Genomic DNA, 24,246 nt, shown 5'->3' with positions numbered 1-24,246 from the left:
AAGTTTAGAACGAGTCTAAATTCATGAGTCAGGAGGGCTGACCTGTTTATTCTTGACACCCGGTGTCCTCTTTTGCTTAATCCCGGAAACTCAGTGCTTTGCGTATGACGGGCAAGACGAAATGCTGGTTTGCAGCTGCAATTTCATCACCGAAAAGGAAATCGTCGACACGATCAACGGCCTCCTCGACGAGGACTGTTGGCAGCTCATCGTGCCCGCAAAAGTCTATCATGCGATGCAGAAGCGCGGCCGCTGCTGCGGCTGTTTCCCGAATGTCGCCGACATCATCATCCGCACCACGGAGCAGTATCACGCCCGCCGCGACTCGACGGACGCCGAGATATTTGATTTCATGATCCGCCTCAAACAATTCCATGAAGAAAACAGGAGAGCGGACCTTGAAAGGCGACAAAAAAGTCATCGAGCAGCTTAACGAAGCGCTCTATCTCGAGCTGGGTGCTGTCAACCAGTACTGGCTCCACTACCGCCTTCTGGAGGACTGGGGTTACACGCTTCTCGCCAAGAAGGAGCGGGCCGAATCCATCGAGGAAATGCAGCACGCCGACAAGCTCGTCGCCCGCATCATCTTCCTGGAAGGCCACCCGAACCTCCAGACCGTCGCACCGCTGCGCATCGGCCAGACCGTCAAGGAAGTGCTGGAAGCCGATCTTGCGGGCGAATACGACGCCCGCACGGCTTACAAGAATTCGCGCGACATCTGTCACGCGGCCGGCGACTATGTCAGCATGAAACTGTTCGAAGAACTGCTGAAGGACGAGGAAGGCCATATCGACTTCCTCGAGACGCAGCTCGAATTGCTCGGCAAGCTCGGCGAGGAAAAGTACGGCCAGCTCAACGCCGCGCCGGCAAACGAAGCCGAATAAGCTTTCAGCGCCTGCCGATATGGAAAACCCCGGCTTTGCCGGGGTTTTTTATTTGTCGGGGCATGTCGCCTCGCCTCCGTCATGGTCGGGCTCGCCCCGACCATCCATGCCACGGGTGCCGCATGGATCCCCGGCTCAAGGCTAAGGATGACCCGTTGAGGGTTTGAGGGGCGTACTGTCGGTGTCGAAGTGCCGGCCTGCCCCGGACCCGGTCACGGTGCCAGGTGCGCGAAGGTCGCGACGACCTCCTCGTAGACCTTGCGCTTGAAGGGCACGATCAGCTCCGGCAGGTCGCGCATCGCCTTCCATTCCCAGGCGTCGAATTCCGGCTCGTGGCCGCCGGGCGGCGGGTTGATGGCGATCTCGCTCTCCTTGCCGGTGAAGCGGAAGGCGAACCAGCGTTGCGTCTGGCCGCGATACCTGCCCTTGAGGCCGATGCCGATCAGGTGGGCCGGCAGGTCGTAGTTGATCCAGCGACCGGCATCGGCGATCAGCGACACGTTCCGGATGCCGGTTTCCTCGTAAAGCTCGCGGTAGGCCGCCTCCAGCGGATCCTCGCCCTTGTCGATGCCGCCCTGGGGCATCTGCCAGAGCTGCGGCGAGCCGTCATATTCGGAATTGCCGACGGCGAGCCGCCGGCCGGCCCAGACCCGGTTGTCCGCATTCAGCACCATGATGCCGACGCAGGGGCGGTACGGCAGGTCTTCGGCCCTCACCACCTTGTCCTTTTCCTTGCCCATCGAAAGGTCCTATTTCTTGGCGGGAACGGCTGCGAGCGAGGCGACGCCGACGATCTCGATGCCGCGGGTTTGCGCTTCCTCGCACCATTTGGCGATCGCGTCCACACTTTCGTCGAAGGCCGAGGCGATGCCGATCGCCGTGCCGTTGCGCCTGGCGATGCGTTCCAGCTCGTCGAGCTTCTTCAGCACCGCCTCGCGCGACAGGTCGGCATCGAGCTGGAGATCGGCAAAGGCATGCGGCGCCTCGACGGCGCCGGCGATCGTGCCGGACAGCGACTGTGCCGTGCTGCCGTCGTCGAGGAACACGAGGCCGCGGCTGGCGACGTCGCGGATCACGGGCTCCAGGGCATCGGCATCGGAAAGGAAGCGCCCGCCCATGAAGTTCACGATGCCGGTATAGTTGGTGATTCGCGCCATGGCGCGATGCAGTTCGGCGAGGTTCTTTGTCTGGCTGAAATCGGTGCGCAGCGTATAGGCGCCGGGATCGTTCTGCGGATAGTCGAAGGGTTCCAGCGGCACCTGCAGCAGGATCTCGTGGCCGCCCCGGCGCGCCTCCTGCATCCAGCGCGGCAGGCTGTTGCCGCTGGCCGCGAAGGCGAGCGTCACTTCGGCCGGCAGGTCGCGGATGGCGCGCTGCGTGCCCGTCTGGCTGAGGCCGAGGCCGCCGACGACGATGGCGACGCGCGTGCCGCGGGCGCCCGACCAGGGACGGGCGTACTGGTCCAGAGGTCGCGTGCCATCCAGGCCGATGACGGGGATCTTGCCGTCAGGGGTGTCTTCCAGCAGGTCTTCGTTGGGGAAGGCGGCGGTGCGCGGGTCCTGGCCGACGCGGTTCGCCTCGATGAGCAGCGGGCCTGTGCCGTCGCGCGTGCCGGGCGAGTATTTCCGCACGACATCGCCGTTGCCGGTCTGCGTTTCCTCGACGCGGGCGCCGGAAAGGCCGTTGGCGCGGCGCACGCCGTCCCTTGCCTCGGCGGTTTTCCGGTCGGCTTCCGGTCCGCTCGCCCTTTCGGCGGCCTCCTCCGCCGGAGGCGCGAAGGGCGTGGTGGCAAGCCCGCTCGGCGCCAGGGCGGTCCAGCCGGAAAAACCGAGGAGACCGGCGACGACGAGGGCAGACATAACGGTGCCGGCGGAGAACCGCGAGGGTCCCGCCGGTCCGGGCCTTGCCTTGCGGTCCTGGCCGAGAGGTGCGTGAATGTCTGTGCCCAAGGTCGGTCCGTGCTGGCCGAAAGGTCCGGTGGAGAACAGGGCCCGCCGGGTGACGGGCCCTGTGCGGGCGTCTTAGTTCTTCAGCTCGGCCTTTTCCGGATTGGCTGGGAAGGACGGGTCGGTCTTCTGGCCGCGCAGGAGTTCCAGCGCGTATTGAAGCTGCAGGTCGTCCTTCGGCTCCGGCGGGACATAGGCGGACGAACCGGAACCCGTTTCCGTCTCGCTCTGGCCCTGGATGTGGCCGCGCAGGCTCGATTCGCTGGCGTTCTCGACCTTGCCCTGCAGTTCGGCCGGCAGCGGCTGCTCGACGGTGATGTCGGGCGTGATGCCGGTGCCCTGGATCGATTTGCCGGACGGCGTGTAGTAGAGCGCCGTCGTCAGGCGCAGCGCGCCGGCGTCGCCCATCGGGATGATGGTCTGGACGGAGCCCTTGCCGAAGGAACGCGTGCCGAGCACGGTGGCACGGCGCAGGTCCTGCAGCGCGCCGGCGACGATTTCCGAGGCCGAGGCCGAGCCGCCGTTGATCATGACGACGACCGGCTTGCCGTCGGTGAGGTCGCCGGGCGTCGCGTTGAAGCGGCGGGTATCCGCCTCGTCGCGGCCGCGCGTCGAAACGACCTCGCCGCGCTCGAGGAAGGTGTCGGAGACGTTGATCGCCTGGTCGAGCAGGCCGCCCGGATTGAGGCGCAGGTCGAGGACATAGCCCTTCAGCTTGTCGGCCGGGACGTCTTCCTTGATCTTGGCGATGGCGCTTTCGAGGTCGTCGGTGGTCTTGTCGGTGAAGGAGATGACGCGCAGGTAGCCGACATCGTTCTCCACGCGGAACTTCACGGCCTTCACGGCGATGATGTCGCGCATGATGGTCAGCTCGATCGGCTTGTCGGCGCCCTTGCGGAGCAGCGTCAGCTTGATCGGCGTGTTGACGGCGCCGCGCATCTTCTCGACCGCTTCTTCCAGCTTCAGGCCGCGAACGTCCTGGCCGTCGATCTTGGAGATGAAGTCGCCGGCAAGGACGCCGGCGCGGGCGGCGGGCGTGTCGTCGATCGGCGTGATGACCTTGACGAGCTCGTCCTCCATCGTGACCTCGATGCCGAGGCCGCCGAATTCGCCGCGCGTCTGCGTGCGCATGTCCTCGGCGTCCTTCGAATTCATGTAGGATGAATGCGGGTCGAGCGAGGTGAGCATGCCGTTGATGGCATTCTCGATGAGCTGGTCTTCCTTCGGCGGCGTCACATATTGCGCGCGCACGCGTTCGAACACGTCGCCGAAGATGGAAAGCTCGCGATAGGTCGACGAGCCGGCGGCTTCGGCGGGCAGCGTTACCGTGTTGATGACGCTCATGGCCGTGGCACCCATGAGTGCACCGACAATAACAAGTGAAGCCCTACGAATCATTGCGTGCCTTTCCAGAATATTTTGCGGACCACCACGGCCGGGAATCAACCGGTTTTCCGTTCTTTCGGAATTCAATGTAAAGTGTCGGCTTGTCAGTTTCCAGCGTCAAAGCGTTGACACTCGCGACCCTTTTTTCACCCATCACCGCAAGCGGTTCCCCCGCCACGACGAATTGCCCTTCCCGCACGCTCACCTTGTCCATGCCGGAAAGGACGAGATGGTAGCCTTCCCCCGCATTGAGAATGATCATGCGTCCATAACTGCGAAACGTTCCGGCAAAGACGATCCATCCGTCCGAGGGGGCCGTGACCAGCGCGCCCGGATTGGCCGCGAGCGTCAGCCCCTGTGAATCGTGGCCGGTGCCATCCGCCTCGCCGAACCGGCGCAGGACGTCTCCCGCCACGGGATAGTCGAGTTTTGCCTGCAACTGTGAAAATTCGTATGCCGGAGCAATACGGTTTTTGTCGGGCACGCTGTCGCGGGCAAGCGCCCTTGCCTTCTCGCGCTCGGCCTCCGTCTGGCCCCTGCGTTCCTCTTCCTTGGTGCGGGCGAGCGCGGCGGCGTCGCGCACCGAGCCGATCTCCCGCTCCAGGCTGCCGATCAGGCCCTCGAGGCTCGTGGCGCGGGCGGCGAGCTCCTCGGCTCTGCGCCGCTCGGCGGCGAGCGTGCGGCTGTTGGTTTCCGCCCGTGCCTCGTTCTGGGCGATCAGCAGCTCGGAGCGTTTTTCCTCCTCGATGCGCACCTGCATGGCGTCCGTCAGCTCGGTCTTTTCCCGGTCGATGTTGCTCTTGATGTCCATGAGGGCGGCAAGGTCGGCGACGAGCGTGTCCGTTTCCTTGCGGATGCCGGGCACGACGGCGCCGAGCAGGATGGCGCTGCGCACGGAGGAGAGCGCGTCCTCCGGCGTCACCAGCAGGGCGGGGGGCGGGTTGCGGCCCATGCGCTGGAGGGCCGCAAGCACTTCGGCAAGCAAGCCGCGCCGTTCGTGCAGCGAGGCGCGCACGCCGGCCTCCTGCTCGCGCATGCCCTCCAGCCGCTTCTCGCCGTCGAGGATCTTCTCCTCCATTGCCTTGCGCCTGGCCGCCGACTGGACGATCGCCTCGCGCAGGCTCTGGCGCGACGTGTCGAGATCGGCGATCTCGGCTTCGAGCTGGCGGGTCTTTTCGGCGGAGACGGTGATGGACTGGGAAAGGGCGTCGAGCTCGCGGCGCGTGCTGTCGCGGCGAAGGGCGAGCGCTGCGGCGGGATCGGGTTCGGCCTTCGGCAGGGCGCCGGTCTTTTCCAGAACGGCGGGCGCATCGTTCGGCTCGGCGGCGAGCGGCGGGGGAAGGAGGGCCAGCGACAGGGCGATCGACAGCAAGGCCGGCCGCAACAGGCGGCTGGCATCCCGACCCGGATTGGCTGTGCCGGTTTTCCTCATCGCGTCCCGAACGTTCCCTGGATCTGCTCTATGCTGATTTGCCGGTTTCGCCAACAAACGGCGCGAAAATACGGCTTTCGCCATCCTGGACGGCGAGGCTTGCGCGGCCGTGACGTCGCCGTCAGCTCCGATGATAGGGATGGCCGGAAAGAATGGTGACGGCGCGGTAGAGCTGTTCGGCCAGCAGGATGCGCACGAGCTGGTGCGGCCAGGTCATCCTGCCGAGGCAGAGCGTGGCATTGGCACGCTCGTAAAGGGCGGGGTCGAGCCCGTCGGCGCCACCGACGGCGATCATCAGGTCGCGCTTTCCGCCATCACGGAAGCCGCCGAGAAGATCGGCGAAGGCGGGGGAATCGAGCGACTTTCCGCGCTCGTCGAGCAGGATCAGCACGGCGCCGTCGGGCAGCGCCTTTTCCAGCATGGCCGCTTCCTCGCGCTTGCGCGTCTCGGCATTGCCGGCCCGGCTTTCGCCGACCTCGGCCAGCCTGCCGAGTTCCAGGCCGACAGCGGGGCCGGCCTTCGCGAAACGATCGAGATAGCGGGCCGCAAGTTCCTTCTCAGGGCCGGCCTTCAGCCGTCCAACCGAAAAAAGTCCAATCCGCATCGCCCGTGCCCTGTCCGTTCGGGCGGCGCTCGAAACGACGCCGCCGTTCTGCCTCGCCGGACAGGCGCCCGGCGTCTTGTCAGGTCTTTATCGCATTCCAGCAAAATCGCGTCGCGCTTTCGCCGGAATTGCTAGTGTACCGTGCCGTCCTCGATCTCGGGAGCCGCCCACATCCGTTCGATGTTGTAGAACTCCCGGATTTCCGGCCGGAACACATGGATGATGATGTCGCCCGTGTCGATCAGCACCCAGTCGCCCGCCTCAAGGCCCTCGACGCGGGCATTGCCCAGGCCTTCGTCCTTGAGATCGGAAATGAGGTGATCGGCAATCGCCATGACGTGACGGTTCGAGCGTCCGGACACGACCACCATGTAGTCGCCCAGCGCCGATTTCCCGGCAATGTTGATGGTGACGATATCTTCTGCCTTGGAGTCCTCGAGGCTGGCGAGGACCAGTTGAAGGGCCCGGTCGGCGGCATCGTCGCTGCGTCCCGCGGTCCTGGAGAAAACGCCGACGACGTTTCCCTTTGCGTGCACTGTTGTCAGGTTCGTTCCTTTCCGAATGCAAAACAGCACGTCCATACCGGCAAAAAGCCGCCGATACCTACCAAATGTAGGCATCAATATGTGCCGGTTTCAAGACGTCACTTCTGATGGATGGTTTTCTCTAGGGTTCTAAACGGCCCCGCCCGGTGCCGTCTGGCCGCGCAGGGCGGTGGAGCTGAGCGCCGAACGCGGCCCGTGGATGAAGGTCCAGGCCGGTGCCCGGCGGCCGGGAAGGGACATCGCGTCCTCCTCATCGACGCGGGCATAGTCGAAGGTTTTCGCCATGCGCGAGGAGAGATAGGAGAGCGTCGAGCCCGGCCGGTCGATGACGGCTATGGGGAAGGTGCAGGCGATCTTCCGCCAGTTCTGCCAGCGATGGAAGGTGCCGAGATTGTCGGCGCCCATGATCCAGACGAAGTTCACGCCGCGGTTCAGCGCCTGCACGCGCTCGAGCGTCTTCGCCGTATAACTCTGGCCGAGCCGCTTCTCGAAGGCGGTCACCTTCACGCGCGGGCCGGGCGCGATCGCCTCGCTGAGGCGGATGCGCTCGGCGAGCGGCGCCAGTTGCCGATGGTCCTTCAGCGGGTTGCCGGGCGTGACCATCCACCAGAGCTGGTCGAGGCCGAGGCGGCGAAGGGCGATCTCGGCAACGAGCGCATGGCCCTGGTGCGGGGGATTGAAGGAGCCGCCGAAGAGGCCCACCGCCATGCCTTTCTCGACATGGGGCATCCTGAGGTAGCGCTTTGCGACCGTGTCCGCCGTCACCTCAGGGCCGCACCTGTCCGGTGCCGCGCACGCGGTATTTGAAGGAGGTGAGCTGCTCGACGCCGACGGGGCCGCGCGCATGCATCTTGCCGGTCGCGATGCCGATCTCGCCGCCCATGCCGAATTCGCCGCCGTCGGCGAACTGGGTCGAGGCATTGTGCAGGAGGATGGCCGAGTCGATCTCGGTGAAGAAGCGCGCGACGACATCAGGGTCCTCGGCGATGACGGCTTCCGTATGGGCGGAGGACCAGCGGTTGATATGCTCGATCGCACCCGAGATGCCGTCGACCAGCGCGACGGAGAGGATGGCGTCGAGATATTCCGTCGACCAGTCCGTCTCGGTCGCTGCGGCGAGGCCGGGGATGCGGGCGCGGATCTCCTCCGTCGCGCGCACTTCGCAGCCGGCGGCCACAAGGCCCTCGACGAGCGGCGCGAGATGCGTATCGGTGACGGCGCGGTCGACCAGCAGTGTTTCCATTGCGCCGCAGATGCCGGTGCGGCGCATCTTGGCGTTGACGACGATCCTCTTCGCCATGTCGAGGTCGGCCGACTTGTCCACGTAGATATGGCAGAGGCCTTCGAGATGGGCGAAGACCGGCACGCGCGCCTCGCCCTGCACGCGGGCAACGAGGCTCTTGCCGCCGCGCGGCACGATGACGTCGATGGCGCCGCCAAGGCCCGACAGCATGGCGCCGACGGCGGCGCGGTCCGTCACCGGCACATACTGGATCGCGTGTTCGGGAAGGCCGGCGGCCTTCAGGCCGGCGACGAGGCAGGAATGGATCGCCTGCGATGAATTCACGCTGTCCGAGCCGCCGCGGAGAATCACGGCATTGCCGGCCTTCAGGCACAGCGCGCCGGCATCCGCCGTCACGTTCGGCCGGCTTTCGTAGATGACGCCGATGACGCCGAGCGGCGTGCGCACGCGCTCGATGTGAAGGCCGTTCGGCCGGTCCCATTCGGCGATGACGTCGCCGACAGGGTCCTTGAGGGCAGCGATGTCGCGGATCGCGGCGGCGATGCCATCGATGCGCTCGGGCGTCAGGGTCAGCCGGTCAATGAAGGACGTGGCGACGCCGCTTTGCCTCGCATTGGCGAGGTCGATGGCGTTGGCGGCGAGGATCGCGTCGCGGTTCGAAAGGATTTCCGCCGCCATGGCGTCGAGCGCGCGGTTCTTCGCTTCAGCCGTTGCGATGGCGAGCGGGCGGGCGGCGGCGCGGGCATTGCGGCCGATCCCGGCCATCAGGCCGTCGATGTCGGTCTTCGCCTGGTCAAGCATGGCTCAAATCCCTTCCCGCCTGGGTGGTCGGCGCCGAAAGCCCGGTCACCACGAGGTCGTCCCTGTGCACCATCGCGGCGCGTCCGGCATAGCCGAGGACGGCGGCGATCTCCGCCGATTTCCTGCCGACGATCAGCCGCGCCTCGTCCGCGTCATAGCCGGCAAGGCCGCGGGCGATCTCGCGGCCGTTCGTGCCATAGATCGAGACGGTGTCGCCGCGCGAGAAGGAACCCCAGACGCCGCGCACGCCGGCAGGCAGCAGGCTCTTGCCGGCCGAAAGCGCCGTCTCCGCGCCGGCATCGATCTCCAGCCGGCCGGCCGGCTGCAACTGCCCGGCGATCCACGTCTTTCGCGCCGTCACCGGCGAGCCGGAGGGGGCGAACCAGGAGGAGCGGGCGCCCTCCTCGATGGCGCGCAGCGGATGGTCGACCTTGCCGGAAGCGATGATCATGGCGCAGCCCGCGCCCGTCGCGATCTTGCCGGCATCGATCTTGGTGCGCATGCCGCCGCGCGAGAGTTCCGACGCGGCGCCGCCGGCCATCGCCTCGATCTCCGGCGTGATGGCGTCGATGGTTTCGAGGAAGCGCGCGTCGGGATCGAGATGCGGCGGGGCGGTATAGAGGCCGTCGATATCGGAAAGCAGCACAAGCAGGTCGGCACCTGTCATGGTGGCGACGCGGGCGGCGAGGCGGTCGTTGTCGCCGTAGCGGATTTCCGTGGTGGCGACCGTGTCGTTCTCGTTGATGATCGGCACGGCGCCGAGCTTGAGGAGCTGGTTGATCGTCGCGCGGGCGTTGAGGTAGCGGCGGCGCTCCTCCGTATCGCCCAGCGTCAGCAGGATCTGGCCGGCGACGATGCCGTCTCCCGAAAGGCTCTCCGACCAGGCGCGGGCAAGCGCGATCTGGCCGACGGCGGCCGCGGCCTGGCTTTCCTCCAGCTTCAGCGCCCCGGCCGGCACCTTCAGCACCGAACGGCCGAGCGCAATGGCGCCGGAGGAGACGACGAGCACGTCCGTGCCGCCCGCCCGGAGCGCCGCGATGTCCCGGCACATGGCGTCGAGCCAGGCCTTCCTGAGGCCCGTCGCCCGGTCGACGAGCAGGGCCGAGCCGATCTTGATCACAATCCGGCGGTGTTTCCCGAGCGGTTTGCGGTTCTTCGTCATCTCACTCGCCGGATTCCTGGGCTTCAACGATGATGTCGCGGAGCGCCCGCAGCGTGCCCGTCATGCCGACGCCGGCAACGGCGGAAAGCTGCAGCGGCGTCTTCCCGCAGGCCTTCGCGAGCGCCTTGGACTTCTTCTTCAATTCCTCCTCGTCGAGCACGTCGATCTGCGACAGCGCGACGATCTCCGGCTTGTCGGTGATGCCGCCGCCATAGGCTTCCAGCTCGTGCTTGACGGTCCGGTACGCCTTGGCGACATCCTCCTCCTGCGCGGAGACGAGGTGCAGCAGCACGCGCGTGCGCTCGACATGGCCGAGGAAGCGGTCACCGAGCCCGATCCCGTCATGCGCGCCTTCGATGAGGCCCGGAATGTCGGCGAGGATGAATTCGCGTCCGTCGACCGTGGCGACGCCGAGGTTCGGATGCAGCGTCGTGAAGGGATAGTTGGCGATCTTCGGCCGGGCGCGCGTGCAGGTTGCAAGAAACGTCGACTTGCCGGCATTCGGCAGGCCGACGAGGCCGGCATCGGCGATCAGCTTCAGCCGCAGCCAGATCGTCTTTTCGTCGCCCGCAAGGCCCGGATTGGCCCAGTTCGGCGCCTGGTTGGTGGCGGACTTGAAATGGGCGTTGCCGAAGCCGCCATTGCCGCCGGCGGCGAGCTTGAAGCGCTGGCCTTCCGTGACGAGGTCGACGATCAGCGTCTCGTTGTCTTCCTCGAAGATCTGCGTGCCGACCGGCACCTTCAGCGTCACGCCGGCGCCATTGGCGCCGGTGCGGTTGCGGCCCATGCCGTGCGTGCCGGTCGCGGCCTTGAAATGCTGCTGGTAGCGGAAGTCGATCAGCGTGTTGAGGCCGTTGACGGCCTCCACCCATACGTCGCCGCCGCGCCCGCCGTCGCCGCCGTCCGGACCGCCGAATTCCACGAATTTTTCACGGCGGAACGAGACAGCCCCTGCCCCGCCGTCGCCGGAGCGGATATAGACTTTTGCTTCGTCCAGGAACTTCATCGGCTCGCCGTTCGCTTTACTCTAATCGTCAGGGTCATTTTGCCGTCTTCGATATAGACGCTTCCCGCAGAGGTCAAAGACTATCGTGAAATTCGTCAGCTACAACGTCCAGTACGGCATCGGCCTCGATGATCGCCTCGACCTGCCGCGCATCGTCTCCAGCATCCACGGCGCCGACATCATCGCGCTGCAGGAAGTCACCCGCAATTTCCACCGCAACGGCCATGTCGACATGGTGGCGGAGCTGCGCACGCTGCTCGCCAATCACTATTCCGTCTACTGGCCGGCCAGCGACCTCGATGCGGGCTCGGCGATCGAGAAGGGGCGCGTGGTCAACCGCCGCTTCCAGTTCGGCAACATGGTGTTCTCGCGCTGGCCGATCCTGTCGACCCGCCTGATCCCGCTGCCGCGCACGCGCACCCTCGACAAGCTGAACCTGCAGCGCGGCGCCACCGAGGCGGTGATCGCGACGCCCGGCGGTCCGGTCCGCGTCTATTCCGTCCATCTCGACCATGTCCATCGCGACGAGCGCATCGCGCAGATCCGCTACCTCAAGGACCGCGCCCGGCTCTATGGCGTGGAGGGCGGCGCCATTTCCGGCGCGCATGAATTCGGCCTTGCCGAGCCGCCGGTGCCAGAGGACTACGTGCTGATGGGCGACTTCAACATGGTGCCGGAATCGCCGGAATATTGCGAAATGGCCGGCGGCGTCGATCCGCTCTACGGACGGCAGATCCGCGCCACCAACCCGGTCGATGCGCTGGCCGGCCTCGGCAAGCGCCATGCGGCGAGCTTCAGCTGGATCAATCCCAGGGACCATGCCGACCGTCTCTTCCTCGATTACTGTTTCCTCAGCCACGGCCTCGTCGAGCGTCTCAAGGACGCCTGGGTCGATGAAACCGCCTTCGGCTCCGACCACATGCCGGTGTGGTTCGAGCTCTCCTGATGCGCAAGCGGGGCGGATTGTTCCGCCCCGCCCGTCCTTACCGCCGCGGCATCGCCGGCCGGAAGTCGCCCGGCTCCAGCCGCGTCTTGATGTGCGGGACCATCGTTCCGCGGGCGACGCAGTAGAGGTCGCTGCATCCGGTGATGCAAAAGCCCGTCTTCTCCTGCACCCTCAGCGAGGCGGGATTGTCGGCGAAGACGCCGGACTGGATGTCCGTGCCGGGCATTCGCATCAGGAACCGCGCCGTTGCCGCATGAACGGCCTCGCTCATGTAGCCCCGCCGCCAGTAGAAGCGGTTCAGCCAGTAGCCGAGTTCCCATGTGTCGCCGTGCCGCTCGAAGGCGACGCAGCCGATATGCACGTCGTCGCCGGTGGTGATGGCGAAGGCCCAGCCGTCGTCGAGACCGGCGGTCGCGATTGCCAGCCATTCGGCCGCGTCCTGCCGGTCATAGGGGGCGGGGGCCCGCGCCAGCATGCGCGTGACCTCGAAATCGCCGAGAGACTGGGCGATGGCGTCCGCGTCGGACATGCGGTGCGGGCGCAGGGTGAGGCGCGCCGTCCGGATGGTCGGGCAGGGGCCGGGCCCGGTGACGCGCTCGCATTCCCTTTGGGGCTGCATGGCGTTCATCGCATGCCTCCCCAGCTCTTCAGCGAAACCCAGGTCTTGCGGTCCAGCCGGTACCATTCGACGGGCACCATGCCGCCGACGGCGAGGCTCTGCACCATGCCGGTCGCCTGGAACTGGAAGCCGCACTTCTGGATGACCCGGCGCGAGGGGATGTTTATGACCCGGCAGCGCGCATCGATCTGCTCGATGTCGCGGGTGCGGAAGACCATGTCGACCAGCGTGTGCGCCGCCTCGGTGGCATAGCCCTGGTTCCAGAAGGGCTCGCCCAGCCAGTAGCCGAGCTCGACCGTGCGCCCGTCCTCGTGCGGCTCGATCCCGCAGCAGCCGAGGAAGGCGCCGTTGTCGGCTTTCGTAATGGCATAGACGCACTTGCCAATCGCGCCGGCGCGTGTGCGTCGCACGAAATCGGCGGCATCCGCGACCGTGTAGGGGTGCGGCATGCGGGCGACCATGGTGGCGATGTTGGCGTTGTTGGCGAGATGGGCAAGGGCGTCGATGTCGTCTTCGTGCGGGGCTCTCATGACGAGCCTTTGCGACAGCAAGATCGGGCAATCGGTCCTCGACCGGTCGGGCCTCAGCCTTTCCTGGGGAGACCGCGATTGGTCTTCCCGCAACAGTTCGGTTTGCATGGCTCGTTCCTCCAGAGCAAAAAGGGGAGATAAGGTCTTGCCTCATCTCCCCTTTTTTCCTGCAGGTCCGAAACCTGTAGCATCAGCCGGGTCGATGAGACGCCGGCTGTTTTAGAGCGCTACCGGCTTATTCCGCTGCTTCCGCTTTCGGCATTACAGACACGTAGACGCGACCGTTGGCCTTCGTACGGAAATTCACATTGCCAGCCGTAAGGGCGAAGATCGTGTGATCCTTGCCGAGGCCGACATTGGCGCCGGGATGCCACTGCGTGCCGCGCTGGCGCACGATAATGTTGCCTGCGAGGACGGCTTCGCCGCCGAACTTCTTCACGCCGAGACGCTTGGACTGGGAATCGCGACCGTTGCGCGAGGAACCGCCAGCTTTCTTGTGTGCCATGGGAGTTCTCCTTTACCTGTCCGGATTATTCGGCTGCTGCAACGGCTTCGGCTTCAGACTTCTTGGAAGCCTTCTTTGCCTTGCCGCCGGCTGCCGCGATATCGACGATGCGGACAGTCGTGTTGTGCTGGCGATGGCCGCGCGAGCGCTTGGAGTTCTGGCGGCGGCGCTTCTTGAAGGCGATGACCTTCTTGCCACGGCCATGCTCGACGACTTCGGCGGTCACGACGGCGCCTTCGACGAAGGGCGCACCGATCGTGGCATCGGCGCCGACGCCGACCATCAGCACTTCGGTGAATTCGATCTTCGCACCAGCTTCGCCGGACAGCTTTTCAATTGTCAGGACGTCGTTGGCGGCCACGCGGTACTGCTTACCGCCGGTCTTGATGACTGCGAACATTTTATATCCTTTCATGTTCGTGCCGGCTCTTTGCCCTCAAGGGCACGGCCGTCTTTTTGTCAGTCGCTACGGATGGCGGGGCATTGGCGCGCCGCCGGTTCTATCGGTCCCCGCGGCCCGATCCCGCAATGCGGGTAAAGTGCGGCACGAGAACCATCGTCGCGGCACGGATAAGACCCATGCCACTGCACCTTGCGCAATAGGTGAGTGGATGAAAACTGTCAAGGAGATTTCCGTCACCGTTGCATTTAGATGCATTCTGCCCCCTTGCAACCCCGCCCGACACCCGCTATGTACCGCCCCGCGCTCCCAGGGCGCCGACCGGCATCCGGAGAGGTGGCAGAGTGGTCGAATGCACCGCACTCGAAATGCGGCATACCTGCAAGGGTATCGTGGGTTCGAATCCCACCCTCTCCGCCATTCTGCTTCCCGCAGCCGATTTCCCCCTCATGTCGATATAGGCACGACCGGCGAGACGATGATTGGTGGGTCGGCGTTGACGAGGCCGGCGAGGCCGGAGCGTGGGATTTGATGGCGTAAAAAGGATGATTGCGTTGGCATGGCGAATGCCGGCCTGGCGCGAGAATGGCGGGTTCAGCGCCATTGGCCGGAGTCTCCCGGATGCCTGTTCCTATTGCAAGCCGAGGCTTTCTGCTGTCCGCGTGTTCTCTCGGAAGCGTTTTCCGCTTGGGCGGTAGCGGGCCGTCTTGCGGTCTGGTGCAATCGCGGTTGGCGTGGCGAGCATCGCTCCTGGCGCAATCCTTGGGATGGCGACTACTTCTTCGGCGGCCTGCAAGGGCTGATGGCGGCGTTCGTTGTCGTTCTGGAGCGACCGTCGAGCGGTTGTGCCGATCGTGGCCGTGTCCATGATCGGCTATGTCGCGTTGCGAATTCTGTCGTCCTGTATCCTGGGCGGTCACGAGCCTTCATGGCGGCTGTGATCCGCATGCCTGCCAGGTGATGCAGGAGTGCCAAGGCGACCGACTTGGACTGCTGTCCCGAAGCGTTTCGCCGGGCAGAAACGGGTGCGGCGGCCCGGGGGGAGCCGCCGCTTTATCATCTGCCGCTCGCTTGGGTGGATGCGGGAGATGAACTTTCCGGGCTGCGGTCAGAACTTGACCGACAGCCGGACATTTCCGCCGATGGTGGCGACCTTTTCGGCAAAGTCGCTATAGACGGAAGCGTCGAGGTCGACCTTCCCGGCCAGCCTGCTCCTGACCCCGGCGGCAACCGAGCCGAAGAGGGCATCGGTCTTGCCGCTGGCTTCCGTGCCGAAGGCGGAGAGGCTGCGTTCGGCATGCGCCCACTTAACGCCGGTGCCCACGAAGCCCTGCATCGCCTCGCTGAGGTCGTGGATGTACCTCGCGGTCAGGCCAAGGGTCGCGATCCTGTTGTCCGACCCGTCGACGACGATGCCGGTGCTGTCGGTAAATCCATTGCCGTCGACGGTGCCGTAAGAGGCGAAGCTGCGCAGATCGAGATAGCCGTCGGCACCGGCGGGCATGACATAGCCGGCGGCGGCGGTGCCGGCGAAGGCGAGGGAGGATTGGTCGGCGGTGGAGGCGAAGATGGAGTTCGTCAGGTTTGCCTTCGCCCAGGATACGGCGCCGAGTGCGGTGGCGTAGAAGCCGGTGTCCGACGAATAGCGGACGTAGCCGCCGGCGAAATAGTTGTGCATCGAGGAGCTGCCCGTCGCCCAGTCGATGCCGGCATGGCCGATCCCGCCGAAGAGGCCCGCGGCGAACTGCCCGCAAGCTGCCCCGGAAACATCCGACAGGTCACGCTCGATGCCGAATGAAGCAGAGGCGCTCTGGCCGCTCGAGCCGCGGCCCGTCAGCAGGTTGCCATCGGTCTGCGTCCAGGCATTCAGCGCGTGTTGGCCATCGCAGCTCCGGTCTTCCGAGGTGCCGAAGCGGTTGGTGTTGAAGGCCGCCCGGTCGCCGATCGCGCCGGTCGCCCCGCCGCCGTTCAGGCCGCCCATTCCACCGATGCCGCCGATGCCGGAGAAGGCCGAAGCGGCGAAGGCGATCGCGCTGCCCGGCGAGACCGGATCCGACAGATCACCGCCGGCGAATGCGCCGAGGGTCGCACCGGTGAGGTTCGGCAGCCATTGCAGATAGACGCCGCCCATGCCGTCATCGACGAGGTGATAGGCCGTCGCGGCGCTGACGAGATCGCTTGTGCCGAAGATATAGTAGCTGGAGTCCGTGACGTGCCCGCCGGGAACGGGCGTCGCCACGCTGCCGCCGTTTGCCGCGATGAGGGCGACCGAACCCCACTTGCCGGTGGCATCGCCGTTCAGCGCGTTGATGTTGACGATCGTGCCGGCCGTCGGCGTTGCGATGCCCGAAACGACGATCGTGTCTGCCGTTCCCATCCCGTCCTCGGAAATGTCGGAACCGGCGGCGGCGTTGTTGGCCGCCGCCGCGTCGAAGTCGAAGGTGAACTGCGCCCCGGCCTCGGTCGCGAGGTTGACGACGGTCAGCGTGTCCAGCGCGCTCCTGGCATAGGACGGGCTCGCCAGACCAATGGCCGGGTTGCTGTAGCTCATGGTGACCAGGCCCGTCGCCGTGTTGAGGAAGCTTTCAAGGCCGTTGAAGGCGGTGTTGCCGCTGCGGATATAGATGGTGCCGGAATTGTTCAATGCGTCGTCGACATTGTTGAAGTCGTTGCCGCCGCTGCCCGCATACCACGAGCCCGAATTGTTGAAGGTCAACTGGCCGCCGTCCGCATCCACCTGGCCGATGATCGTGCCGGTGTTGTTGAGTACCGTGGCGCCGTTGTCGCTGAAGAAGGCGACCTCGTCCGTCGTGTAATCCGGCGCGCCGGTATCGGGCAGGTTGCGGATCGTGCCGGCGTTGTTGACGGTCGAGCCCCCGGTTCCCGAGAAGACGACCATGCCGAAATCGTCGCCGGCGACGGTTGCGGCCGAGCCGACGTCGATCTTCACCGTGCCGCTTCCGGCTGCCGTCGCCACGATGCCGCGGGTATCGGTTCCCGTGACGTCGTGGTCGACGGCGATCGTCACGGAACCGGTTCCGGTCGTGTAGGCTTCGATGCCGTCGTCCTTGCCGGAGATCGCGCCGAGGCTGGCCGTATCGCCGATGTTGATGTCGCCGTTTGCATCGGCATTGGCGTAGATGCCGTCGCCGGTGCTGGAGGTGATCCCCCCGCCGATGCCCTGGATGGAGATGTTGCCGAAGTCCGCATCGGCATAGATCGCCGTGGCGACGCCGCTGACGGTCGCCCCGCCCGTGCCGGCGATGCTGATGGCTCCGGTGTTTTCCGTATGCGCGTAGATGCCGTTGCCGGACGTGCCGGTGAAGGTGGCGTCGTGGAGGTCCATGACGATCCCTCCCTGTTGCGCGAAGGCTCCGATGGCCCGCTCGCCCGTCACGTCGGCCGCCTGGTCGATCGTCGTCACGCCGGTACCGTAGGAGGAGGCGACGATACCGTAGCCCGAGCTGACGTCGATCGCGCCATTGCCGCGGATCGTCACGCTGCCGTTTCCGGTCTCGGCGCTGGCGTAGATGCCGGCCTCGTCGACCGCCGTGATCGGGCCGTTGTCCAGGATGGACAGATCGCCGCCATTGCTCAGGGCGTAGATGCCCCAGCCGCGGCCGTCGATGGTGTCGAAGCCGGAGATTTCCACATCCCCGCCGTCGCTCTCCGCGCGGATGCCGACATCGTCGCCGACGACGGCCGAACCGGCGATGCCCGCAACGGCGATGCGGCCGGTCGTCGTATAGGCGTCGATGGCGTTCGTGTTGGTGGCCTCGACGGTGCCGCCGTCCACGGTAATGTTCATCGCGCCCTGTTCGCCGCGCGCATAGATGCCCATGTCGCGGGCCGTCACCCTGCCGGCCTTGATCGTCGTCGTACCCGTGCCGTTCGTGTAGGTCTCGATGCCGTCGTCGCCGCCGGTGACGGCGCCGATCGCGGTCGTCCCGCCGATATTTATATTGCCGCCGTCCTTGGCGTCGACATAGATGCCGTCGTCGGCCGAGCTTGCGTCGCCGACCTGCCCGATGCCCTGGATCGAGACATTGCCGTTGTTGCTGTCGATGTAGATCGAGCGGTTGTTGCCGACGATGGAGGAGAAGTTCGTGATCGAAACGTCGGGGCTTCCGCCGAAAATGGAGATGCCGTAATCGGCACCGTCGATCGTTCCGCTGCCCCCGCCGTCGATATTGACCGCGCCGTTCACGTCGATGATCTGGACTGCCGTGGCGCCGGTCGAGACATTGGCGCCTGTCGCCGTGACGTTCACGTCCGACGGGGCGGCCGTGTTGTCGTTGCTGTCGATCCCGATCGCCCAGCCCGTCGCGTTGATGTCGGCGGACGAATTGACGTCGATCGACCTGGTCGACGTAGCGTAGACCCCGTTGCCAGAGGCCGGCGTCGCCGGCGTTCCGATGGCGGTGTCGACGGTGATATCGATCGCTCCCGAATCATTGGCGACCGACACCTGCCCCGTGGTCGGACTGACGTAAGAGGCGCTCACGTCCGTTCCGCCGACCGTCACCGAATTGCCCGCCCAGGAGGGTGCGCCGGGCGAAATCGCGATCACGGCCAGCGCTACCGATGAAAGCCAGAACCTTCTGCGACGATTTGCTCCGAGGTCGCTATGCGCCAGCCGCCGAGTATTGGAAGTTCTCATTCTGAAGCCCCCTTGGACAACAAGTTCGTGCAAATCGTAGTTAAGGACTTGCAAATCAATAATGAGCTTTTAGTAACAATCAATGATTAATGGAAGTATAATATTACAAGTAACGTCTAATTTTTACATGTTAATGTTTCGGATATAGGAATTTTATATATCTAATCTGCGAACTTATTATGTAATGTCCTTGTTTTTATCTTTAAGTACTTCAATATTTAATATTACAGGACAGGAAAAGCAAAGTTTCAACATCTTGCGCACCTTGCGTTTCTGGGGCATTTGACAGTGCATGATCTCCAACGGAAGCTACATACGCGCCTGCGCGCTGATCGGCTTTGTCGAGCTTGCGAGGAAGCTCGGCGGTGATCCCGATTCGCTGCTTCTCGAGGCCGGCCTTTCCCCGTCCATCCTCAAGGACGTGGACATGCTGGTCTCGTTCCGGCGTTGCGCCATCCTGCTCGAGCTTTCCGCCCAGCGCCTCGGCAGGCCGTCCTTCGGGCTGGAATGGGCGATCGCGTCACAGCCGCATTTCCAGAACCTCGGCCCGCTCACCCTGCTCGAATTCGTGACGGCCGATTTTCGCGAATGGCTGGATCTCGGCCTTAGATCGCTCACCTACCACACCAATGCCTATGTGCTGCGGCAGGTCGAGCCGGACCGGCCGGGGGAGGTATGTTTCCGCTATACGTGCGATTCCTTCGCGCTGACATCGCGCCAGCAGACCGAGCATATATTCGCGCTCATCGTGATGCTCGCGCGCAAGGCCTGTAACAGGCCGGACGAACGTCCCTCGCTCATCCGTTTCAGCCACAAGAAGCCGGCCGATCTTTCCCTGCACGAGAACATCTTCCGCTGCCCGATCGAGTTCGACGCCGCCCATGACGAGTTCGTCTTCCCCGACGCGCTCCTCCAGCTCAGGACGAGCGGCAATTTCCGCCTGTTCCAGCCGCTGGTGAACCGCTTCATCCGTTACCGGATCGATCAACTGCCGGTCTACGACCAGTCGGCCACCGTAACCGTGGAGCTGACGATCCCGAGCGTCATCGGCACCGGCAACTGCAATATCGAGCTGGTTGCCGAAGCCCTGGGCACCAACGTCAAGCGGTTGCAGCGAACGCTGGCGAGCGAAAACACCAGCTTTTCCGAAATACTGGAAAAGGTGCGGCAGAACATGGCCCTGCGGCTGCTGACGGAATCCGATGCTCCGATCGAGCGGATCGCCGGACTGCTCGACTATTCGTCGACGCCGCCCTTCACGCTCGCCTTCAAGCGCTGGAAGGGGATGTCGCCGCTGCAGTATCGCAAGAAGGTGCGGTCGGGGCACAATGCGGCCAGCGCCGCCCTTGCGCGGACCTGAGGCAGGATATCCCCGCCGGGGTCGGCCGGCATTCGCATCGATCGCTCAGGAGACGGTGCGGTCAGGCGCTGGCCGCCTCCGGCTTCCACTCCCGGCGCAGAACGGCATATTGCATGGTGTTCTCATAGATCGGATTGCCGGCATCGTCGCTGGTGAACGAGACGAATTCCACGAACAGCCCTTCCTTGCGCATTCCCAGCCTTTCGCAGAGGCGTTGCGAGGGCGCGTTGTGGTCCTCGACATAGGCGTAGAGGCGGCGCGCGCCGCCTTTCTCGAAAAGATGGCGGAACAGGGCCCTTGCAGCTTCGAGCGCATAGCCGTGTCCGCCGAAATCGGGATTGAAATTCCAGCCGACCGAGAAAGTGTCGCTTTCGGCCACGGCGAAGAGGTCGCCGATGAGGCGGCCCGTGGCTTTCAGGCAGACGGCGATATGCTCGCCGTCCGCGCTTCTCTTCTCGGCCTCGGCTTCAGCTTCCTCCATGTCCGCCAGCCTGAGCGACAGGAAGCAACTGGCGCCGGGTTCACGCAGATAGGCAAGGAGGTCGGCGGCGTCATCCCTGCGGAAGGCCCTGAGAACGAGGCGATCGGTTTCGATGGGTTCCATTTTTCAGCACCTCGCAAGGAAAGGCCTTCCGGGGCGGCCGATCCTCGGCGCGCCCGTTTGCGATGGAATATCAGGGCGGAGAGGTTTGCAAGGGCGGCCGCCGCGAACGGGCGAGCACAGTTGCAGGTCGGCTCGCGTCGGTTTTTCCGCGAGCATTCCCCCTCTCGAAGACAATGCGGCCGGCGAAGCCGGTGGACTTCCTGCGGCGCGTCATGGCATAGGGCGCCGGACACGACGAGGCCTCCTTCCATGATCCGCATCGAGAATATCAGCAAGTCCAACAGCCACCGCATCCTCTTTATCGAGGCCTCCGCCGCGCTGAACCGCGGGGAGAAGATCGGGCTGGTCGGCCCGAACGGGGCGGGCAAGACGACGCTCTTCCGCATGATCACCGGGCGGGAGCTGCCGGACGAGGGGCAGGTTTCCGTCGAGAAGCACGTCTCCATCGGCTATTTCAGCCAGGATGTTGGCGAGATGGCGGGGCGCAGCGCGGTCACCGAGGTGATGGACGGGGCGGGGCCGGTGAGCTCCGTCGCGGCGGAGTTGCGCGAACTCGAGGCGGCAATGGTCGATCCCGACCGGCTGGACGAGATGGACGCGATCATCGAGCGCTACGGCGAGGTGCAGGCGCGCTACGAGGAGCTCGACGGCTACGGGCTGGAGAGCCGGGCGCGCGAGGTGCTGGCGGGCCTCAGCTTCAGCCAGGATATGATGGACGGCGATGTCGGCAAGCTCTCGGGCGGCTGGAAGATGCGCGTCGCGCTCGCCCGCATCCTGCTCATGCGGCCGGATGTCATGCTGCTCGACGAGCCGAGCAACCATCTCGACCTCGAAAGCCTGATCTGGCTGGAGCAGTTCCTCAAGGGCTATGACGGGGCGCTGCTGATGACCTCGCACGACCGCGAGTTCATGAACCGCATCGTCAACAAGATCATCGAGATCGATGCCGGCTCGCTGACCACCTATTCCGGCGACTACGGCTTCTACGAGCAGCAGCGCGCACAGAACGAGAAGCAGCAGCAGGCGCAGTTCGAGCGCCAGCAGGCGATGCTCGCCAAGGAGATCAAGTTCATCGAGCGCTTCAAGGCGCGCGCCTCGCATGCCGCGCAGGTGCAGAGCCGGGTGAAGAAGCTCGACAAGATCGAGCGCGTCGAGCCGCCGCGTCGGCGCCAGACGGTGATGTTCGAGTTCCAGCCGGCGCCGCGCTCGGGCGAAGACGTGGTCAGCCTCAAGAATGTCGGCAAGGCCTATGGCAGCCGGGCGATCTATCGGGATTTCACCTTCCTGGTCCGCCGCCGGGAACGCTGGTGCGTGATGGGCATCAACGGCGCGGGCAAGTCGACGCTGCTGAAGCTCGTCGCCGGTGCCGCGGCGCCCGATGCCGGCAGCGTGACGATCGGGGCGAGCGTCAAGGTCGGCTATTTCGCACAGCATGCGATGGATCTGCTCGACGGCGACCTGACCGTGTTCGAATGGCTGGAGGCGGAGTTTCCGCGGGCGGGGCAGGGGCCGCTTCGCACGCTGGCCGGCTGCTTCGGCTTTTCCGGCGACGACGTGGAGAAGAAGTGCCGGGTGCTGTCCGGCGGCGAGAAGGCGCGGCTCGTCATGGCGGCGATGCTGTTCGATCCGCCGAACTTCCTCATCCTCGACGAGCCGACCAACCATCTCGATCTCGACACCAAGGAGATGCTGATCAAGGCGCTGTCGGAATACGAGGGCACCATGCTCTTCGTCTCGCACGACCGCCATTTCCTCGGCGCGCTGTCGAACCGGGTGCTGGAGCTCAACGGCGACGATATCCACCAGTATCCGGGCGGCTATACCGAATATGTCGCCCAGACCGGGCACGAGGCGCCGGGCCTTTCCGGCTGAGGCACCTTCATCCGCGGGCTTGGGCTAGCCTTTGCCGAGATACTGTTCGTCCGTCACCGGTTCCAGCCAGGTCACCGGCGTGCCGTCCTGCGATTCGGCGATGGCCACATGGGTCATGGCGGTCCGGTCGGTGGCGCCGTGCCAGTGCTTTTCGCCCGGCGGGAACCAGACGACGTCGCCCGGGCGGATCTCCTCGACGGGTCCGCCCTCGCGCTGTGCCCAGCCGAGACCGGACGTGACGATGACGGTCTGGCCGAGCGGATGGGTGTGCCATGCGGTGCGGGCGCCCGGCTCGAAGGTGACGATCGCGCCGCCGGCACGGCCGGGCGCTTCGGCCTTGAAAGGCGTGTCGAGCCGCACGGTACCGGTGAAATAGGCGGCCGGGCCTGCCGTCGAGGGGCTGGTGCCGTTGCGCGTGATCTCCATGTCCGTCTCCTTGCTGTCTCGAACGAGCATACACCGGCTGGCGGAGCCGGCGGAGACGATTTATGAGGGCAGGGAAGGTTTTCAACGCGCGGGAACGAGATGGCAGGGCGGATCGGGATCGTCGGCGGCGGGCCGGCCGGGCTGATGGCGGCAGAGATGCTGTCCGCGCGGGGCCATGCCGTGACGGTGCTGGAGGCGATGCCGACGGTCGGGCGAAAGTTCCTGCTGGCCGGCAAGTCGGGCCTCAACATCACCCATTCCGAACCCTATGAGCGCTTCGCCATCCGTTTCGGCGCGGCGAACGGGCATCTGCGCGCGGCGCTCGATGCCTTCCCGCCGGACGATCTGCGGGATTGGGCATCCGGGCTCGGTACGCAGACCTTCGTCGGATCGTCCGGCCGGGTGTTTCCGACCGTGATGAAGGCCTCGCCCTTGCTGCGCGCCTGGCGGGCGCGGCTGGAAGGGCAGGGGGTCGATATCCGCGTGCGCCATCGCTGGACGGGCTTCGCGCCGGAAGGGCTGGCGGTCGGGACGCCCGGCGGCGCGGTGACGATGGCCTTCGATGCTGTCCTCCTGGCGCTCGGCGGGGCGAGCTGGCCGCGGCTCGGCTCGGATGCCGCCTGGGTCGGTGCGCTTGCGGAAAGGGGCGTCGATATCGCGCCCTTCCGGCCGGCCAATTGCGGTTTCGATGTCGATTGGCCCGCGTTCTTCGTGGAGAAATTCGCGGGCGCTCCGGTCAAGGGCGTCACGGCGCGCTCGGCGGCCGGGACGATCCCCGGCGAATTCGTCATCTCGGCCTCGGGCGTCGAGGGCAGCCTGATCTATGCCCATGCGGCAGCGCTGCGCGATGCGCTGGACGGGGCCGGGACGGCGATCCTGGCGCTCGATCTCGCGCCGGGCCGCACGGCGGAACGGCTGGCTGCGGATCTCGCGCGGCAGGGCGGCAAGGCGAGCTTTTCCACCCGGCTGCGCAAGGGCGCCGGGCTCGACGGGGTCAAGGCGGCGCTGCTGCGGGCCTGCGTTTCCGATGCGGCCGGGCTGGCTCCCGCAGCTCTGGCGGCGGCGATCAAGGCGGTGCCGCTCCGTCCCGTGCGCCCGCGGCCGATTGCCGAGGCGATCTCGTCGGCGGGCGGCGTGAGGTTCGACGCCATCGACGAGGGCTACATGCTCAAGGTGCTGCCCGGCGTCTTCGTCGCCGGCGAGATGATCGACTGGGAGGCGCCGACCGGCGGCTACCTGCTGACGGCGTGTCTTGCCACCGGCCGTGCGGCCGCGCTCGGGATGGATCGCTGGCTATCCAACCGGGACGGATAGG

General features: G+C 65.5%; 22 protein-coding genes, 1 tRNA gene and 2 pseudogenes. 8 read left to right on the top strand and 17 right to left on the bottom strand.

Annotated features, from left to right (window positions below; genetic code table 11):
• The first annotated feature begins 121 nt into the window (after positions 1-121).
• Both L0976_RS12530 and bfr read left to right on the top strand, forming a co-directional pair.
• Entirely contained in the window at positions 122-433 is a 312-nt protein-coding gene (locus tag L0976_RS12530) for a (2Fe-2S)-binding protein (protein ID WP_203316904.1), read from the top strand.
• The gene (gene bfr / locus L0976_RS12525) at positions 399-884 is read left to right on the top strand and encodes a bacterioferritin (protein ID WP_203316903.1); all 486 of its coding nucleotides are present in this window, start codon (positions 399-401) and stop codon (positions 882-884) included. Before L0976_RS12530 ends, bfr begins: the two co-directional genes overlap by 35 nt.
• 212 nt (positions 885-1,096) lie before the next feature.
• Here the strand turns inward: bfr and L0976_RS12520 are convergent, their stop codons facing one another.
• The 10 genes from L0976_RS12520 to obgE form a co-directional block, all read right to left on the bottom strand.
• Positions 1,097-1,624 (bottom strand): RNA pyrophosphohydrolase, encoded by a 528-nt coding sequence (locus L0976_RS12520; protein ID WP_234187611.1) that lies wholly within the window; start codon positions 1,622-1,624, stop codon positions 1,097-1,099.
• A gap of 9 nt (positions 1,625-1,633) precedes the next feature.
• The gene (locus L0976_RS12515) at positions 1,634-2,833 is read right to left on the bottom strand and encodes a divergent polysaccharide deacetylase family protein (RefSeq protein WP_234187610.1); all 1,200 of its coding nucleotides are present in this window, start codon (positions 2,831-2,833) and stop codon (positions 1,634-1,636) included.
• Between the two features lie 72 nt (positions 2,834-2,905).
• Positions 2,906-4,228 (bottom strand): S41 family peptidase, encoded by a 1,323-nt coding sequence (locus L0976_RS12510; protein ID WP_203316900.1) that lies wholly within the window; start codon positions 4,226-4,228, stop codon positions 2,906-2,908.
• Positions 4,218-5,648, bottom strand: coding sequence for a murein hydrolase activator EnvC (locus L0976_RS12505; RefSeq protein ID WP_234187609.1), 1,431 nt, complete (start codon positions 5,646-5,648; stop codon positions 4,218-4,220). Before L0976_RS12505 ends, L0976_RS12510 begins: the two co-directional genes overlap by 11 nt.
• Positions 5,649-5,769: 121 nt before the next feature.
• Positions 5,770-6,252, bottom strand: coding sequence for a 23S rRNA (pseudouridine(1915)-N(3))-methyltransferase RlmH (gene rlmH / locus L0976_RS12500; RefSeq protein ID WP_203316898.1), 483 nt, complete (start codon positions 6,250-6,252; stop codon positions 5,770-5,772).
• Between the two features lie 131 nt (positions 6,253-6,383).
• The gene (gene rsfS, locus L0976_RS12495; RefSeq protein WP_203316897.1) at positions 6,384-6,872 is read right to left on the bottom strand and encodes a ribosome silencing factor; all 489 of its coding nucleotides are present in this window, start codon (positions 6,870-6,872) and stop codon (positions 6,384-6,386) included.
• 54 nt (positions 6,873-6,926) lie between these two features.
• Entirely contained in the window at positions 6,927-7,526 is a 600-nt protein-coding gene (locus L0976_RS12490; RefSeq protein WP_234187741.1) for a nicotinate-nucleotide adenylyltransferase, read from the bottom strand.
• Between the two features lie 37 nt (positions 7,527-7,563).
• Complete coding sequence (locus L0976_RS12485) at positions 7,564-8,841, bottom strand: glutamate-5-semialdehyde dehydrogenase (protein ID WP_234187608.1); 1,278 nt, start codon at positions 8,839-8,841, stop codon at positions 7,564-7,566.
• Positions 8,834-10,003, bottom strand: coding sequence for a glutamate 5-kinase (gene proB / locus L0976_RS12480; protein WP_234187606.1), 1,170 nt, complete (start codon positions 10,001-10,003; stop codon positions 8,834-8,836). The genes L0976_RS12485 and proB overlap by 8 nt, the downstream gene beginning before the upstream one ends.
• 1 nt (position 10,004) lies before the next feature.
• Complete coding sequence (obgE, locus tag L0976_RS12475; RefSeq protein WP_203316893.1) at positions 10,005-11,009, bottom strand: GTPase ObgE; 1,005 nt, start codon at positions 11,007-11,009, stop codon at positions 10,005-10,007.
• An 85-nt stretch (positions 11,010-11,094) separates the two neighbouring features.
• Here obgE and L0976_RS12470 point away from each other — a divergent pair, with 85 nt between their 5' ends.
• The gene (locus L0976_RS12470) at positions 11,095-11,955 is read left to right on the top strand and encodes an endonuclease/exonuclease/phosphatase family protein (RefSeq protein ID WP_203316892.1); all 861 of its coding nucleotides are present in this window, start codon (positions 11,095-11,097) and stop codon (positions 11,953-11,955) included.
• 37 nt (positions 11,956-11,992) lie between these two features.
• On the opposite strand, the gene L0976_RS12465 is transcribed toward L0976_RS12470, so the two are convergent.
• The 4 genes and pseudogenes from L0976_RS12465 to rplU form a co-directional block, all read right to left on the bottom strand.
• Positions 11,993-12,583 (bottom strand): GNAT family N-acetyltransferase, encoded by a 591-nt coding sequence (locus L0976_RS12465; RefSeq protein WP_203316891.1) that lies wholly within the window; start codon positions 12,581-12,583, stop codon positions 11,993-11,995.
• On the bottom strand, positions 12,580-13,212 hold the full coding sequence (locus L0976_RS12460; protein ID WP_234187604.1) for a GNAT family N-acetyltransferase: 633 nt from the start codon (positions 13,210-13,212) through the stop codon (positions 12,580-12,582). Before L0976_RS12460 ends, L0976_RS12465 begins: the two co-directional genes overlap by 4 nt.
• 127 nt (positions 13,213-13,339) lie before the next feature.
• Positions 13,340-13,609: a 50S ribosomal protein L27 gene (gene rpmA, locus L0976_RS12455; RefSeq protein ID WP_119257900.1), complete on the bottom strand. Its 270-nt coding sequence runs from the start codon at positions 13,607-13,609 to the stop codon at positions 13,340-13,342.
• An 88-nt stretch (positions 13,610-13,697) separates the two neighbouring features.
• Positions 13,698-14,009: pseudogene (gene rplU, locus L0976_RS12450) on the bottom strand (50S ribosomal protein L21); the annotation flags it as partial.
• A gap of 330 nt (positions 14,010-14,339) precedes the next feature.
• On the opposite strand from rplU, the gene L0976_RS12445 reads away from it, so the two are divergent.
• Positions 14,340-14,429 (top strand) — tRNA-Ser (locus tag L0976_RS12445).
• 320 nt (positions 14,430-14,749) lie between these two features.
• Positions 14,750-14,970, top strand: a pseudogene (locus tag L0976_RS28775) (chloride channel protein); the annotation flags it as partial.
• 147 nt (positions 14,971-15,117) lie between these two features.
• Here the strand turns inward: L0976_RS28775 and L0976_RS12440 are convergent.
• Entirely contained in the window at positions 15,118-18,579 is a 3,462-nt protein-coding gene (locus tag L0976_RS12440) for an autotransporter outer membrane beta-barrel domain-containing protein (protein WP_234187602.1), read from the bottom strand.
• Positions 18,580-18,961: 382 nt separating this feature from the next.
• Between L0976_RS12440 and L0976_RS12435 the strand changes: the two genes are divergently transcribed.
• Positions 18,962-20,029 carry an AraC family transcriptional regulator gene (locus L0976_RS12435; RefSeq protein WP_203316887.1) on the top strand — a complete coding sequence of 356 codons (1,068 nt, stop codon included), beginning with the start codon at positions 18,962-18,964 and terminating at the stop codon, positions 20,027-20,029.
• 61 nt (positions 20,030-20,090) lie between these two features.
• Here L0976_RS12435 and L0976_RS12430 read toward each other — a convergent pair whose 3' ends face one another.
• Complete coding sequence (locus L0976_RS12430) at positions 20,091-20,633, bottom strand: GNAT family N-acetyltransferase (RefSeq protein ID WP_234187600.1); 543 nt, start codon at positions 20,631-20,633, stop codon at positions 20,091-20,093.
• Positions 20,634-20,882: 249 nt separating this feature from the next.
• Here L0976_RS12430 and L0976_RS12425 point away from each other — a divergent pair, with 249 nt between their 5' ends.
• Positions 20,883-22,505 (top strand): ABC-F family ATP-binding cassette domain-containing protein, encoded by a 1,623-nt coding sequence (locus L0976_RS12425; RefSeq protein ID WP_234187598.1) that lies wholly within the window; start codon positions 20,883-20,885, stop codon positions 22,503-22,505.
• A gap of 24 nt (positions 22,506-22,529) precedes the next feature.
• On the opposite strand, the gene L0976_RS12420 is transcribed toward L0976_RS12425, so the two are convergent.
• Positions 22,530-22,931: a cupin domain-containing protein gene (locus L0976_RS12420; RefSeq protein ID WP_203316884.1), complete on the bottom strand. Its 402-nt coding sequence runs from the start codon at positions 22,929-22,931 to the stop codon at positions 22,530-22,532.
• A 99-nt stretch (positions 22,932-23,030) separates the two neighbouring features.
• Between L0976_RS12420 and L0976_RS12415 the strand changes: the two genes are divergently transcribed.
• A complete protein-coding gene (locus L0976_RS12415) occupies positions 23,031-24,245 on the top strand; it encodes a TIGR03862 family flavoprotein (RefSeq protein ID WP_234187596.1) in 1,215 nt (404 codons plus the stop codon).
• The last annotated feature ends 1 nt before the right edge of the window (position 24,246 follow it).

This window comes from Shinella sp. NM-101 (genome assembly GCF_021401195.1).
GTDB lineage: Bacteria > Pseudomonadota > Alphaproteobacteria > Rhizobiales > Rhizobiaceae > Shinella.
Note: the sequence above shows the minus strand (reverse complement) of the source record. Positions and strands in the feature narration are given on the sequence as shown.

Bases quoted from the DNA above. Each gene is read 5' to 3' on its own strand.
- L0976_RS12530 (WP_203316904.1), top strand. From the start codon at position 122: ATGCTGGTTTGCAGCTGCAATTTCATCACCGAAAAGGAAATCGTCGAC.
- L0976_RS12520 (WP_234187611.1), bottom strand. From the start codon at position 1,624: ATGGGCAAGGAAAAGGACAAGGTGGTGAGGGCCGAAGACCTGCCGTAC.
- L0976_RS12510 (WP_203316900.1), bottom strand. From the start codon at position 4,228: ATGATTCGTAGGGCTTCACTTGTTATTGTCGGTGCACTCATGGGTGCC.
- L0976_RS12505 (WP_234187609.1), bottom strand. From the start codon at position 5,648: ATGAGGAAAACCGGCACAGCCAATCCGGGTCGGGATGCCAGCCGCCTG.
- rlmH (WP_203316898.1), bottom strand. From the start codon at position 6,252: ATGCGGATTGGACTTTTTTCGGTTGGACGGCTGAAGGCCGGCCCTGAG.
- rsfS (WP_203316897.1), bottom strand. From the start codon at position 6,872: ATGCCTACATTTGGTAGGTATCGGCGGCTTTTTGCCGGTATGGACGTG.
- L0976_RS12490 (WP_234187741.1), bottom strand. From the start codon at position 7,526: ATGCCCCATGTCGAGAAAGGCATGGCGGTGGGCCTCTTCGGCGGCTCC.
- L0976_RS12485 (WP_234187608.1), bottom strand. From the start codon at position 8,841: ATGCTTGACCAGGCGAAGACCGACATCGACGGCCTGATGGCCGGGATC.
- proB (WP_234187606.1), bottom strand. From the start codon at position 10,003: ATGACGAAGAACCGCAAACCGCTCGGGAAACACCGCCGGATTGTGATC.
- obgE (WP_203316893.1), bottom strand. From the start codon at position 11,009: ATGAAGTTCCTGGACGAAGCAAAAGTCTATATCCGCTCCGGCGACGGC.
- L0976_RS12465 (WP_203316891.1), bottom strand. From the start codon at position 12,583: ATGAACGCCATGCAGCCCCAAAGGGAATGCGAGCGCGTCACCGGGCCC.
- L0976_RS12460 (WP_234187604.1), bottom strand. From the start codon at position 13,212: ATGCAAACCGAACTGTTGCGGGAAGACCAATCGCGGTCTCCCCAGGAA.
- rpmA (WP_119257900.1), bottom strand. From the start codon at position 13,609: ATGGCACACAAGAAAGCTGGCGGTTCCTCGCGCAACGGTCGCGATTCC.
- L0976_RS12435 (WP_203316887.1), top strand. From the start codon at position 18,962: ATGATCTCCAACGGAAGCTACATACGCGCCTGCGCGCTGATCGGCTTT.
- L0976_RS12430 (WP_234187600.1), bottom strand. From the start codon at position 20,633: ATGGAACCCATCGAAACCGATCGCCTCGTTCTCAGGGCCTTCCGCAGG.
- L0976_RS12425 (WP_234187598.1), top strand. From the start codon at position 20,883: ATGATCCGCATCGAGAATATCAGCAAGTCCAACAGCCACCGCATCCTC.
- L0976_RS12420 (WP_203316884.1), bottom strand. From the start codon at position 22,931: ATGGAGATCACGCGCAACGGCACCAGCCCCTCGACGGCAGGCCCGGCC.
- L0976_RS12415 (WP_234187596.1), top strand. From the start codon at position 23,031: ATGGCAGGGCGGATCGGGATCGTCGGCGGCGGGCCGGCCGGGCTGATG.